15 protein-coding genes are annotated in these 13,066 nt (G+C 63.1%); 5 read left to right on the top strand and 10 right to left on the bottom strand.

Annotated elements, in window-relative coordinates; genetic code table 11:
* The first annotated feature begins 58 nt into the window (after nucleotides 1-58).
* Complete coding sequence (locus tag N1058_RS02595) at nucleotides 59-628, top strand: NifU family protein (protein ID WP_265515937.1); 570 nt, start codon at nucleotides 59-61, stop codon at nucleotides 626-628.
* Nucleotides 629-768: 140 nt separating this feature from the next.
* On the opposite strand, the gene N1058_RS02590 is transcribed toward N1058_RS02595, so the two are convergent.
* Entirely contained in the window at nucleotides 769-1,392 is a 624-nt protein-coding gene (locus N1058_RS02590; RefSeq protein ID WP_265515936.1) for a L,D-transpeptidase, read from the bottom strand.
* A 209-nt stretch (nucleotides 1,393-1,601) separates the two neighbouring features.
* Here N1058_RS02590 and cueR point away from each other — a divergent pair, with 209 nt between their 5' ends.
* Together cueR and N1058_RS02580 are read left to right on the top strand one after the other, a co-directional pair.
* Nucleotides 1,602-1,997 carry a Cu(I)-responsive transcriptional regulator gene (cueR, locus tag N1058_RS02585; RefSeq protein ID WP_265515935.1) on the top strand — a complete coding sequence of 132 codons (396 nt, stop codon included), beginning with the start codon at nucleotides 1,602-1,604 and terminating at the stop codon, nucleotides 1,995-1,997.
* Nucleotides 1,998-2,066: 69 nt separating this feature from the next.
* Nucleotides 2,067-2,564, top strand: coding sequence for an MmcB family DNA repair protein (locus N1058_RS02580; RefSeq protein WP_265515934.1), 498 nt, complete (start codon nucleotides 2,067-2,069; stop codon nucleotides 2,562-2,564).
* A 50-nt stretch (nucleotides 2,565-2,614) separates the two neighbouring features.
* Here the strand turns inward: N1058_RS02580 and N1058_RS02575 are convergent, their stop codons facing one another.
* Nucleotides 2,615-2,833: a DUF1127 domain-containing protein gene (locus tag N1058_RS02575; protein WP_265515933.1), complete on the bottom strand. Its 219-nt coding sequence runs from the start codon at nucleotides 2,831-2,833 to the stop codon at nucleotides 2,615-2,617.
* A gap of 68 nt (nucleotides 2,834-2,901) precedes the next feature.
* Between N1058_RS02575 and N1058_RS02570 the strand changes: the two genes are divergently transcribed.
* Complete coding sequence (locus N1058_RS02570; protein WP_265515932.1) at nucleotides 2,902-3,585, top strand: ArsR/SmtB family transcription factor; 684 nt, start codon at nucleotides 2,902-2,904, stop codon at nucleotides 3,583-3,585.
* A 51-nt stretch (nucleotides 3,586-3,636) separates the two neighbouring features.
* On the opposite strand, the gene N1058_RS02565 is transcribed toward N1058_RS02570, so the two are convergent.
* The 8 genes from N1058_RS02565 to N1058_RS02530 all read right to left on the bottom strand — a co-directional run bounded on the left by N1058_RS02565 (nucleotide 3,637) and on the right by N1058_RS02530 (nucleotide 11,120).
* Nucleotides 3,637-4,143 carry a YciE/YciF ferroxidase family protein gene (locus N1058_RS02565; RefSeq protein ID WP_265515931.1) on the bottom strand — a complete coding sequence of 169 codons (507 nt, stop codon included), beginning with the start codon at nucleotides 4,141-4,143 and terminating at the stop codon, nucleotides 3,637-3,639.
* Nucleotides 4,144-4,826: 683 nt separating this feature from the next.
* Nucleotides 4,827-5,192 carry a DUF1850 domain-containing protein gene (locus tag N1058_RS02560; RefSeq protein WP_265515930.1) on the bottom strand — a complete coding sequence of 122 codons (366 nt, stop codon included), beginning with the start codon at nucleotides 5,190-5,192 and terminating at the stop codon, nucleotides 4,827-4,829.
* Complete coding sequence (locus N1058_RS02555; RefSeq protein WP_265516347.1) at nucleotides 5,189-7,213, bottom strand: TRAP transporter permease; 2,025 nt, start codon at nucleotides 7,211-7,213, stop codon at nucleotides 5,189-5,191. The genes N1058_RS02560 and N1058_RS02555 overlap by 4 nt, the downstream gene beginning before the upstream one ends.
* A gap of 266 nt (nucleotides 7,214-7,479) precedes the next feature.
* Nucleotides 7,480-8,436, bottom strand: a complete 957-nt coding sequence (locus N1058_RS02550; RefSeq protein WP_265515929.1) for a TAXI family TRAP transporter solute-binding subunit — start codon at nucleotides 8,434-8,436, stop codon at nucleotides 7,480-7,482.
* Between the two features lie 161 nt (nucleotides 8,437-8,597).
* On the bottom strand, nucleotides 8,598-9,398 hold the full coding sequence (locus N1058_RS02545; RefSeq protein ID WP_265515928.1) for an isocitrate lyase/PEP mutase family protein: 801 nt from the start codon (nucleotides 9,396-9,398) through the stop codon (nucleotides 8,598-8,600).
* A gap of 100 nt (nucleotides 9,399-9,498) precedes the next feature.
* A complete protein-coding gene (dut, locus tag N1058_RS02540; protein ID WP_265515927.1) occupies nucleotides 9,499-9,984 on the bottom strand; it encodes a dUTP diphosphatase in 486 nt (161 codons plus the stop codon).
* A gap of 336 nt (nucleotides 9,985-10,320) precedes the next feature.
* Nucleotides 10,321-10,806, bottom strand: a complete 486-nt coding sequence (locus N1058_RS02535) for an SRPBCC family protein (protein WP_265515926.1) — start codon at nucleotides 10,804-10,806, stop codon at nucleotides 10,321-10,323.
* Nucleotides 10,803-11,120: an ArsR/SmtB family transcription factor gene (locus tag N1058_RS02530; protein ID WP_265515925.1), complete on the bottom strand. Its 318-nt coding sequence runs from the start codon at nucleotides 11,118-11,120 to the stop codon at nucleotides 10,803-10,805. Before N1058_RS02530 ends, N1058_RS02535 begins: the two co-directional genes overlap by 4 nt.
* Before the next feature lie 140 nt (nucleotides 11,121-11,260).
* Here N1058_RS02530 and N1058_RS02525 point away from each other — a divergent pair, with 140 nt between their 5' ends.
* Nucleotides 11,261-12,850, top strand: coding sequence for a peptide chain release factor 3 (locus N1058_RS02525; protein WP_265515924.1), 1,590 nt, complete (start codon nucleotides 11,261-11,263; stop codon nucleotides 12,848-12,850).
* Nucleotides 12,851-13,066 lie beyond the last annotated feature (216 nt).

Raw genomic sequence — 13,066 nt, 5'->3', positions numbered from 1 at the left:
CCGGTCATTCGGCCTATTTTAGAATTATTCCAAAGAAGTGCGATGCGGAGCGCCGCCCATGTTTATCCAGACCGAAGCTACCCCCAATCCCGCCACGCTCAAGTTTTTGCCTGGGCGGGTGGTCATGGAGGCGGGCACCGCCGACTTCCGCGATGCCGAGCAGGCCCGCGCTTCGTCGCCGCTCGCCGGTCGCCTTTTCGACGTTCCCGGCGTCACCGGCGTTTTCTTCGGCTATGATTTTGTCACCGTTACCAAGGCGGACGGCGACTGGCAGCACCTGAAGCCGGCGATTCTCGGCACGATCATGGAGCATTTCATGTCCGGCCAGCCGGTCATGTCGGGCACCGAGACCAGCTCGTCGAAAGCCGATGGCGAGGAGTTCTACGACACGGCCGACGAGGAGATTGTCGCCACCATCAAGGAGCTTCTGGAAACGCGCGTGCGCCCGGCCGTCGCCCAGGATGGCGGCGACATCACCTTCCGCGGTTATGAAAAGGGAATCGTGTTCCTGCACATGAAGGGCGCCTGCGCCGGCTGCCCGTCCTCGACCGCCACGCTCAAGCACGGCATCCAGAACCTGCTGCATCATTTCGTGCCGGAAGTGCGCGAGGTCGAGCAGGTCGCTTGAGTCCGGTCTGTTGATGGGCCGCATCCCATTCGGCCCGGCCGCCCGGTCTTGAATGCAGATAAAAAGAAACCGGACCTTTTCAGGTCCGGTTTATTCTTGGCAGCCCGTGCGAAGGCCCGCCAGTGTTACCGAGACGGTTCTTACCGCTTCACGATTACTTTTGCACCAACTTCTGCCCGATTGTAAAGATCAATTATATCCTGGTTGATCAGGCGTATGCATCCGGAAGACATGGCCCGGCCGATGGATTTCCATTCCGGCGTCCCATGCAGACGGTAGCCCGTATCCCCGCCCTTGTTGAAAAGATAGAGCGCGCGCGCGCCGAGCGGGTTGGAAATACCGGGCGGCATGCCCTGGGCCCATTTGGCAAGTTCCGGCTGGCGGCCGATCATTGCCCGGGGCGGCGTCCATGTCGGCCATTCACGCTTCATGGCGATGCGTGCGGTGCCCGCCCACTCGAAGCCCTCGCGCCCGACGCCAATGCCGTAGCGCATGGCCTTGCCATCTTCCATTACGAAATAGAGAAACTTCTCGCGCGTATCTACGATGATGGTCCCCGGCTTCTCCTTGGTCTCGAAGGGGACGATCTGGCGGTGATACTGCCGGGGCACCTGGGAGATCGGGATGGAGGGGAGCTGGTAGCCCGCATCCTTCACCGCTCCGTAGTCCGACGAGAAAATGCGCGCGGGACCCATGCTGGCACAGCCCGCCAGCGCGGCGGAAAGTCCCAGGGCTGCTGCAATGAGAAATGGCTTCAAGTTCATGAGAATTTCCTGTCCCCCGGCCGCTCGAGTTGCTGAAGCGACTCTGGAATCGGCCACATTTTCGCCAATACTCTTAAAGTGAGCGTTAACGTTTTGCCAAGTCGTCTTTGCGTTGGCTTATGTTGGGGTAAGTTCTTGGCTGCAACCTATGGCATATTGGCAACACCGGCACCAATTAACAAGCAAGCCGGCCTGAAGGGAGTTCAAACATGAACGTAGGAGACGTCGCCGCCCGTTCCGGGCTCTCGGCCAAGACGATTCGCTATTACGAGGATATCGGCCTCGTCAGGCCAGACCGCGCCGGGAACGGCTATCGGCGGTACTCGCCCGAGGACATGCACCGTCTCGCTTTTCTCAGGCGCGCGCGCAGTCTCGGCTTTGCCATAGACGATTGCCGCCAGCTCCTGGCTCTCTACACCGACAGGTCACGCGCGAGCCATGACGTGCGGAAGATCGCCGTTACCCATGTCGAGGCTGTCGAGGCCAAGATACGCGAGCTGGAATCCATGCGCGCCACTCTGCTCCATCTCATCGCGGCCTGTCACGGAGACGACCGGCCCGAATGCCCGATCCTGGATGACATGGCCGCTGCGCCTGCCGTTTGACGTGACGGACTGTCAGCAGTGAGTTCGCTCCCGCTTCCCTGATGGGGCGGATACTGGCAAGATCGTCCCATGCCGATTGTGTCGCCCATCCCCATCAACCCGCTGGCCGACGGTCGCCAGTCCGAGCGGGCTCTCGTCATCCGCCGCGGCGTGCAGCGCCTTCTCCTGGAGATGGGCGCCGTAGTGATGCCGGAGCTGACGCTCGCCACCGGCCGCCGCGCCGACCTCGTGGCGCTCACCCGCAAGGGCGATATCTGGATCATTGAGATCAAATCGTCGATCGAGGATTTTCGGGTCGATCGCAAATGGCCGGAATACCGTTTTCATTCCGACCGCCTGTTCTTTGCCTCGCACCCCGAGGTGCCACAGGAAATATTCCCCTCCGAATGCGGGTTCATCCTGTCGGACGGCTATGGCGCCGAGGTTCTGCGCGAGGCGCCGGAGCACCGGCTGGCCGCGGCGACCCGAAAGGCGATGATGCTCCGTTTCGCCCGCGCCAGCGCTGCCCGGCTGACGGCGGCGGAGCTTGCCGGCGTATCCATCCCTGCCTTCGACGACGAGACGTGAGCGCCGACACTTCGTTCTGCATCGAAGCATCTGGCGAATCCGGGCATCTATCATCGGTCGTCCGTGCGCCAGAACGGCTTGGCGCATTCGCGCTCGACGTCGCATCGCGTCAGGCCGATATCGGCCAGCTGGTGGTCGTCCAGCTCGGCCAGGTGCAGGCGCTGTCGCCGCCGGTCGGCCATGCGGGTCAAGCACGCGACGACGCGCACCGCACCGACCCGAAGGCGCGCGGGAAGTGCCAAAATTGGGTTGCGGGCCGTGTGCTGCATCGCCGTTCTCCTTCTGGTGCAGCAACATAGCCCTGGTGGAACGAAGATAGTTCGATTATGGTCAAACCATGAAGGCAGGAACGGATCTCGCGCAGATCGGCAGCCTCGTCGGCGATCCGGCGCGCGCCAACATGCTTGCGGCACTGATGGGCGGAGCAGCGCTCACGGCGAGCGAGCTCGCTATGGAGGCAGGCGTCGGCCTGCCCACCGCCAGCTCACATTTGTCGAAGTTGACGGAAGGCGGTCTCATCGCGGTAACCCGCCAGGGCCGTCATCGCTACTACCGGCTGACGGACAGCCGCGTTGCTTCGATGCTGGAAAGCATCATGGGCGTTGCGGCGATCTTCGGGCCGAAGCGCGTGCTGCCCGGCCCCCGCGACGGGGCGATGCGGGAAGCGCGGATCTGCTACGACCACCTCGCGGGCGAGTACGGTGTCGCCATGTTCGATGGTTTCGTGCGGCGCGGATACCTCGCGACGATGGGTGAGAAGATCGAGCTCACCGCCGATGGCGAACGCTATTTCGCGGAATTCGGGATAGAACTCCCGGCGCTCCGGAAAGGCCGCCGGCCGCTCTGCCGCACCTGTCTCGACTGGAGCGTGCGACGCACACATCTGGCGGGTTCGCTAGGCGCGGCGATGCTCGAGCGCATGGTCGCGCTCCATTGGGTGCGTCGCGAGGCCGGCAGCCGCGTGCTCCGGTTCACGCCGCCCGGCCGCCGGGCGTTCGATGAGATGGTGCGGAAGGAATGATACCCGCCCGCGGCCGGAGCCGGCGGGCGGTGTCAACGGCATGGGAGTCTGTTACTCGGCTGCTGCGACGTTGATACGGTTCTTGGCGAGTTGGGTCAGCTTCTCGTCTGTTGCCTTTTCCTGAGTCAGATTGCGCTTCAGCACGTCGGCGCAGTCGTTCCGACCCAGTTGCTGCGCCCACGTGATCAACGTTCCGTAGCGGGTCATCTCGTAGTGTTCCACTGCCTGTGCGGCGGCGATGAGCGCGGCGTCCAGCACCTGCTTGTCCTCGACCTCGCCTGCCACTTCTTCGGCCTCCTGGATGATGCCGTCGATGGCCGGGCAGTCGACGCCCTTGGCTTCGGTCCCGTGCATGCGGAAGACCTCTTCCACATTTGAGATATGGTCTTCGGTTTCCTTCCGGTGCTTCTCGAAACCGTTCTTCAACTCGGTGGACGTCGCCTTGTCGATCATCTTCGGCAGCGCCTTGAGGATCTGCTTTTCGGCATAGTAGATGTCACGCAGCGTGTGGACGAACAGATCGTCCATGGTTTTGATGTCTTTGGAAAAGAGTCCCATGACTTCACCTCGTTGTTGGGCATTGTGCGGCGGAAAGGGCTCTCCCCGCCTGTTTTCGCCCAACCGGCGGAACGGGTTACTGTTCCCTGGGAAAATGCCTCTCTCGAGAATTTTTTGCGCCCGGCGCTGTGCTGTTTCGGCCACAGTCGCAGGAAAGTCGTCCGCTCGCCGCGGCGATGCCCGGATTATTCCCATTTTCCGCCACGGACGGGTGTTTTTTGCACTGCGATATGTGATGCCGTTCACAGAGCATTCACCCCTGCGTTGCTAGGGTGAGAAGGTGGAGGGTGCGAAGGACAAGGACACGGGGACCATGGGTTTGGTCAAGCTTATTGTGCGATGCGTCAATGCTATGCAGGAGGCTTTCCTGCCGCGCTATCATCCCGAACGCCACTATATGCGTGGACCGGGACCGGCCTGCGCACGGCGCGAAAACGGCGATAATTCCGCCCACGCGTAACGTCGCTGGACGCGCGCTCCATAGCATTTTGCAGCCAGGTGAAATCGCCTGACGTCCGCATAATGCGAAAAAAACAACAAGATAGAGCGCCCTTGGTGCGCCGAATGGACGCACGGCGACCCCAGAGCAATTCCAGGAAACGTGGAAACCGGTTTTTCGTCCGGCATTGCGTAAAGTCAAATAGTTAGATTAGTTCGACGTTTCTGTGAAACGGTGAACCGACCTAGCGGCAGGATTTGAGCACGACCGGCTCGCCGCCACCGGCGCCCAGCGTCCTGCATTGGTCCTCCCCGTCGGCGCACAGCTTCCACCCATCTTCTGTTTTTCCGGATGCCGCCAGCACCAGCTGCTTTTGCGGCGGCAAGGAAGGCCTGTAGACCCACCAGCCATCGATCAGCTTGGCATCGGACGGGGGCTCCATCCCTGCGCCGGAGCCCTGGATGCGCGCTTCCACCAGCCTCAGGCCTGCGGAATCCACCGCCCAGCGCTCCTGCCATTCGACCTTTTCCACCGAGTGCGTCCAGGACAAGGTGAACATCGTCGTGGCTATGACGAAGGGCTTCCCGGCGACCATAAGGCAAAGGCTCATTCGGCAGCGCCCTGCTTGTCCGTATCGGCCGGACCCCGGGCGCTACCCTTGATGAAATAGAGGACGGCAAAGAAGATCGCTGCGAGCCCGAAGCCGATCTCATCCGTCGTCGGCAGGGCGGCTATCAGCGTGAAGGCCGCCGCCGTCGCGAGCAGCCGTTCCCAGGCCGCCAGCGGCCGCGACAGGTATCCGATCACCGCTCCGCCCCAAAGGGCGATGGCAAGGCCGGCCTTGAAGATGATGTAGGCGACAGCGGTATAATAGCCCCATGCCTCGGCCAGGGGGCCGCCATCCTGCAGCATCAGCGCCGGCGTATAGACCGCCATGAAGGGGATGACAAAGCCCGCGGCGGCGATCTTGATCGCTTCCATCGAGATCTTCAGCCCGCTTTCCCTGGCGATGGGGCCGGCCGCGAAGCAGGCCAGCGCCACCGGCGGCGTCAGGTCGGCAAGAATGCCGAAATAGAAGACGAACATGTGGCTGACGATCAGCGGCACGCCCAGCGCCAGCAGCGCCGGTCCGGCGATCGACGATGTGATGATGTAGTTGGGAATGGTCGGGATACCCATGCCCAGGATGATGCAGGTGATCATGGTGAGCACCAGCGACAGGAACAGGCTGGTCTCGCCCACCGACACGATGAACTGGCCGAACGTGTTGGCCGCTCCTGTCAGCGTCATGGTGCCGATGATGATGCCGACGATGGCGCAGGCGACACCCACCGGCAGCGCCGTCTTCGCGCCCTCGGCAAGCGAGGCGCGGCAGACGTCGAGCGTCTTGCGCCCGCCTTCGACGAAGATGTTGGCGACGATCAGCAGAAGGGCCGCTATCAGCACGATATTGATGCCGAACCGGAAGAAGCTCGCCGCCACGAGGCCGAGGCCGATCCAGAAGATCACCCGCAGCACCTGGCTGGGCAGGCCCAGCGCGACCGATCCTCCGAGGATCAGCAGCACCGTCATCGAAAGCCCGATCGTCCCGGCGAAAAGCGGTGTATAGCCGGTGAAGAGAAGGTAGACGAGCACAGCCAGCGGCAGGATCAGATACCACCGCTCCCTGAGCGCCTTGACGGCTGACGGCAGTTCCGATTTCGGCAGGCCGTGCAGGCCGTGCTTGCCGGCTTCCAGATGCACCATCCAGAAGGCGGAGGCGAAATAGAGCACGGCGGGAATGATCGCCGCCTTCACCACCTCGTAATATTCGATGCCCAGCGTCTCCGCCATGATGAAGGCGACCGCGCCCATCACCGGCGGCATGATCTGCCCGCCCATGGAGGCGGTGGATTCGACGCCGCCGGCAAAGGCGGCGCGATAGCCGAAGCGCTTCATCAGCGGAATGGTGAACTGGCCGGTCGTCACTACATTGGCCACGCCCGATCCGGAGATCGTGCCCATCAGCCCGGACGAGATGACCGACACCTTGGCCGCGCCGCCGCGCGCATGGCCGACCAGGCCGAGCGAGACGTCGGTGAACAGCTTGATCATGCCCGCCCGCTCGAGGAACGAGCCGAACAGGATGAACAGGAAGATATAGGTGGCGGAGACATAGACGGGGATGCCGTAAATGCCCTCCGTGCCATAAGCCATGTGGTCGATGACCTGCGAAAAGTCATAGCCGCGATGGTCGAGCGGGGCGGGCAGATACTGGCCGAGAAGGCAGTAGGCCAGGAAGATGCCGGATATGATCGGCAGCGCCGGCCCCATCAAAATGTAGGCGGCGGTGAAGACGGTCGTAAGCGCGATCACGCCGAACACTATGTCGCGGAAAAGGGGATCTCCCGCCCGCAGAAGCAGCGGCTCATACTCCACGAACTGGTAAAGCGCGACCGCGACGCCGGCCAACGCGAACACCCATGCCAAGGCCTTTTTCCCTGGTCCGGCATCGCGCGCCATGGCCACCAGCGGAAACACGAGCAGCATCAGGAAGCCGACATGGAAGCCGCGCATGATCTGGCTCGGCAGGCTGATGATGTGGGCGGCGGTCGCGATCTGGAAAAGCGAGAATACGACTGCGATCCACATCAGAAGCCGGCCTTCGGCGCTGTCGTGGAAATCCCCGTGTGTAGGGTCCTGCAGGTCCGCACCCGGCTGGGCAGTAGGTGTCGCGTCGCTCACGGCGTTCCCCGTTCTTGTTGCTTCTTGGGCTTGGTCGAAGGCTGGCTGCTCCAGTTGCGTTTCCCGCCGCGCCCTGCGCGGCGGTAAATCACAACTGGAATACTCAAGGGCCAACGCCCTTTAGTATTGCAAGAAAGGGGGCTCGCCCGCCCCCATTCCGCGCAAAGCTGATGTTACATCAGCCCCTTTTCCTTGTAGTAGCGCTCGGCGCCTGGATGCAGCGGCAGCGGCACGCCCTTGGGGCCGTTTTCGAGCGAGATCGCCTTCGCGGCCGCGTGGGCGGCGACCATGTCGTCGAGATTCTCGAAGAGCTGCTTGGTCATCTGATAGGCCGTTTCCTCCGAGACGTCCTCATGCGTGACGAGGATATTGGTGATGGCCAGCGTCGGCACGTCTTCACTCTGGCCTTCATATGTCCCGGCGGGAATGGTGGCGGCGACGAAGGGCGCGCCCAGCGTTTCGGCCACGCTTTCCGGCACCGAAACGATGGTCACCGGCAGGGAGATCGCCAGATCCTTGATGGAGGAAACGCCAAGGCCGGCGGACTGCAGCGTCGCGTCGAGCTGGCGGTTCTTGATGAGCTCTACGGATTCGCCGAATGGCAGGTACTCGGTTTTGGAAAGATCGTCATAGCTCATGCCCATCGCATCGAAGATGCGCCGAGCGTTCAGCTCGGTTCCGGACTTGGGCGCCCCCACGGAAAGGCCCTTGCCCTTCAGATCCTCGAAATTCTTTATGCCGGACTCTTCGGAAGCCACGATCTGGATGTAGTTCGGGTAGATGGCGGCGATGCCGCGCAACTTGTCCAGCTTCTGGGGAAAGCCTGCCTCTTCATCGCCTTCCCATGCCGATTTCACCGAATCGCCCAGCGCGAAGGCGATCTCGCCGCGTCCCTGCTGCAACAGGTTCAGATTCTCTACCGAAGCCTTGGTCGACTGCACCTGGGTGCGCGCGCCTTCGATATTGTCGCCATAGATCTTGGAAAGCGCGACGCCCAGCGGATAGTAGACGCCCGATGTGCCGCCTGTGAGCACGTTGATGAATTCCTGGGCGCTCGTGGTAGCGCCGCCAAGGCCCACACTGAGCGCCAGCGCGCCAGCCGTTACAAGATTCCGTTTCAACCCGAACATGAGCTCCTCCGATTTGTTTGTGCCCGCGCCAGTGGTAGCGCAAAGGAAGCAAAATCTAGGCAATCTGCTCTACGATGCCTACAGGGATTTTGCGCCAGGCGCAGGCGGGAGGCGCACCATAGCCCGATGACGGCGATGGGGAAATGGCAATTGGCCCCGTTTCAACTTTCGCCGAACATCTTCTGAAGTCGGCCGTAAGGCATGATGTCGCGCGAGAAGGTGAAGGTGCCGGTCTCCCGCATCTCGTTCACCGCCCGCTCGACCGCGCCGAAGGCCAGGTTGGTGAGCTTCGAGCCGAGCGAAATGCGTTTTGCCCCCGCCTCGGAAAGGCTGGCAACGGAAAAGCCGTCCACCGCCAGCACGTTGACCGGCTTGGAGACCGCGGCGCAGATCTCGCGCACCTGCTCAATGTCGCTCAAACCGGGCGCATACAGCACGTCGGCGCCAGCTTCCTCGAAGGCCTTGAGCCGGGCAATCGTGTCGTCGAGGTCGGGCCGGCCCCAGAGGAAGTTCTCCGCCCGCGCCGTGAACACGAAGTCGCGCTTGAGCGCCCGCGCCGCCTCCGCCGCCGCGGCCACCCGCTCCACTGCCTGCGAAAAATCGTAGATGGGGTTATCGGGATCCCCCGTCGCATCCTCGATGGAGCAGCCGGCCAGACCGGCTGCATCGGCCGCGAAAATGGTTTCGGCGGCGCTGTCGCCACTGTCTCCCTTGCCCTTTTCCAGATCGGCGGAAACCGGCAGGGGTGTCGCCCCCACGATTTCCCGGCAGTGTTCGATCATCGCCTCGAAGCCCACGCCGCCATCCGGCAGGCCGCGCGAGAAGGCATAGCCGGCACTGGTCGTCGCCAGCGCCTTGAAGCCGAGCTCGGCCAACAGCTTGGCCGTGCCGATATCCCATGGGTTGGGGATGATGAAAGCGGTATCGCCGTGATGCAGTGCGCGAAAATCGGGGTCCGACATGACAGTGTCTCTCTGCTGGCAACCAGATGACGTATAGAGGGAGACGGCAAGCGCGCCTTGTCAAGAAGGCGGCACCACGCGCATGACGATTGCCCCGGCCTCAGACCGTTCCGGTGGAGCCGAAGCCGCCCGCACCGCGCGCCGTCTCTTCTGCATGGCTGCGCTCCTCGGTCGTCACCCGCGTCACGGAAGCAATGATGAGCTGGGCGATGCGCATGCCGCGCGTTATCGCAAAATCCGCGTCGCCGTGGTTTACGAGCAGCACCTGCAGTTCGCCGCGATAGTCCCAGTCGATGGTGCCGGGCGTATTGAGACAGGTGATCCCGTGCTTGAGCGCCAGCCCCGAGCGCGGCCGCACCTGGCCTTCGAAGCCTTGCGGAATCTCCGCTATGAACCCGGTTGGAACCAGCGCCCGCCGCCCCGGCAGGAGGATGATCTGGCGATCCTCCGGTACGGCCGCGCGCAGATCCATGCCCGCCGCGCCCTCGCTCTCATAGGAGGGCAGGGCGATGCCCTCCGCATGCGGCAGGCGCACGAAGCCGAGGGTGGGGCCGATGACCGGCATGGAGGAAAGCGTATTGGCCATGCCCCTATCTGGCGCGAGAGGCGGCGGGCGTCAATTCCGCCGTCTTCCGCCAGGGCTCTTTTCAACGCCTTTCAGCGGAACTTGATGAATTGAAGCCGGATCGGGTTGCGGGTGGCATCCCGCCCTCGTGGTTCGACAAGCTCACCATGAGGGCTGGCGGCTGCGCCTCCACTCCGGCGCCCCGTGCTGCACCGGCGTCGCCTTGCCGCCACCCTCGCCCTGAACCCTGTGGGCTGCACCGGCGTCACCTTGCCCTCACCCTCATCCTGAGCCTGTCGAAGGACGGGGTGAGGGCACGCGCCAACTCACCTGAATCCCGCGACCGATATGCAGCCGTCAGTCCCGGCGGGCCAGCAGGTTGGCGAAACGCTGCAGGTAGAGCGGCCAGCCTCCATCCCCGGCGACACCGTCGCGCATGCCTTCCCAGCCGTCGCCGTGGCGTTCCAGCTTGCGGTGCTCGATCTCGACGCGGGTCCGGTTTTCCGCCTCGGCGGTGAACCGCACCTCCCACTCGCTCGCCTTGTCGGGGTCGGTCTCGATCTGCCACCGCGGTGAGATGTCCCAGCTCAGCAGCACCCGATGGGGCGGCTCGTAGGCCAGCACGCGCGCCCAGCGGCACTCGCTGCCGTCGGTGCCGCGGTCATAGATGTGGCCGCCGACCCGGGGCTCGAACACCGTCTCGGCGATCGGAACGGCAAGCATGTTGTGCTCGCGTGGCTTGAAGCTGCCGAACTCCTCGGTGAAGACCCTGAATGCGCGCTCGATCGGCGCCTCGACCACGATGGACTGTTTCACTGACGTGTCTGCTGCATGGGTGCTCATCGCTCTTCCTCCGGTGGTTGCTCGACGGCCGCCTTGTAGGCCGCCAGGGTCTTGCTCCAGAAACGGTCGAGTTCGGCGCGAAGGCGCGCCAGCCCGTCGGGATCGACATGGTAGATGTTGCTGGCGCCCTTGGGCGTCGCGCGGACAAGCTGCACCTCTCTCAGCACCTTCAGATGCTGCGAGACCGCCGACTGGGTCACCGGCAGTGCCCGTGTGATCTCCGCCACCGAGCGCGGCCGCTCCGCAACCAGTTCGAAGACGGCCCGGCGGGTAGGGTCGGCAAGTGCCGTCAGCGGTGCAATATCATTAGCCATTGCTAATCATTAGTGTAAACTAATGAAAAGGTCAAGCCCGGCTGGAATCCGGCCTCAGCCTCCCCATATCTAAGCCGAATTCCATTCGACAGCGGCGGCCCCGGCTGGTAAGAGCCCGGCCGACAAAGGGATTTCAGGACATGGCCGAGAAACTCGCCGATGCGGTGGCGCGCCGCCGCACCTTCGCGATCATTTCGCACCCCGACGCGGGCAAGACGACGCTCACCGAAAAGCTGCTTCTTTTCGGTGGCGCCATTCAGTTGGCCGGCGAGGTCAAGGCCAAGAAGAATAGGGTCCAGACGCGCTCGGACTGGATGAATATCGAGCGCGAGCGCGGCATCTCCGTTGTCACCTCGGTCATGACCTTCGAATATGGCGACCACGTCTTCAATCTTCTGGATACGCCCGGCCACGAGGACTTCGCCGACGATACCTACCGCACGCTGACCGCCGTCGACAGTGCCATCATGGTCATCGACGCGGCCAAGGGCATCGAGCCGCGCACCCTCAAACTCTTCGAGGTTTGCCGCCTGCGCGACATTCCCATCGTCACATTCGTCAACAAGATGGATCGGGAAAGCCGCGATCCCTTCGACATCCTCGACGAGATCGAGCAGAAGCTGGCGCTCGACACGGCGCCCGTCACCTGGCCTATCGGCCGGGGCAAGAGCTTTTCCGGCACCTACAACCTCGCCAATTCCACCATGCGCAGGTCCGATGGCGATGTCGAGCCTCTCGCGGTCAACGGTCCGCAATCGGACGCCGTGGCCGGCCTTTTGCCCGAGCACGAGCGCGACATGCTGGTCGAAGAGATGACGCTGGCGCAGGAAGCCTGCCGCCCGTTCGACCTGCAGGCCTTTCGCGAAGGCCATCTGACGCCGGTCTATTTCGGCTCGGCGCTCAGGAACTACGGGGTGCGCGATCTGATCGAGGCGCTGGGCGCCTATGGCCCGCCGCCCCGCGCCCAGGAGGCTGATTCGCGCCGCGTGGAGGCGACGGAGCCGAAGATGACCTCCTTCGTGTTCAAGATCCAGGCCAATATGGACCCCAACCATCGCGACCGCATCGCCTTCGTGCGCGTCTGTTCGGGCCGGCTGGAGCGCGGCATGAAGGCCAAGCTGGTGCGCACCGGCAAGCCCATCAGCCTGTCGGCGCCGCAATTCTTCTTCGCCAAGAGCCGCATCACCGCCGACGAGGCCTTTGCCGGCGATGTGGTGGGCATCCCCAATCATGGAACGCTGAGGATCGGCGACACGCTGACAGAAGGCGAGGAGCTCCTGTTCCGCGGAGTGCCGAACTTCGCGCCGGAAATCCTGCGCCGCGTCCGGCTCGGCGACGCAATGAAGGCCAAGAAGCTGAAGGAAGCGCTCCAGCAGATGGCGGAGGAGGGCGTCGTCCAGCTCTTCACGCCCGAAGACGGCTCCCCCGCCATCGTCGGCGTGGTCGGCGCGCTGCAGCTCGACGTGCTCAAGGAGCGCCTCAAGAACGAATATGCCCTGCCTGTCGATTTCGAGATGGCGCGCTTTTCCGTCTGCCGCTGGATATCGTCGGACCTAAAAGGCGAGGTGGACCGCTTCATCACCGCCCATAGAGGCGATATCGCCCGCGACCTCGACGACGATCCCGTCTTCCTCGCCCAGCACGAGTTCGGCCTGAAATACGAGGCCGACCGCTGGAAGGCCATCACCTTCACCGCCATCAAGGACTATCAGGCCCGCGAAGCTGCCTGATGCTCCCATAGGTTGTGGATATCGCCATTATGCAATTGCGATTCACCGTGCGGACGCTACGGTATGAGCTCGGTAAGCGTTGTGTACAGCTTTCACTTACCCATAAGTTGGGTTGGGCTTAGCTTTGGGGTTTGGAAACCTATGACAAGGTCGGCAAGGCGAGAGAAGCCGCGCCATATGACGGTTGTTCCTGGTGGATCATCCCCAGCACGGTTG

The sequence above is a fragment of the Nitratireductor luteus genome (assembly GCF_026162365.1).
In the GTDB taxonomy this organism is placed as follows: Bacteria; Pseudomonadota; Alphaproteobacteria; order Rhizobiales; family Rhizobiaceae; genus Chelativorans; species Chelativorans luteus.
The sequence above is the reverse complement of the archived record's forward strand: the minus strand, read 5'-3'. Positions and strand labels throughout refer to the sequence as shown.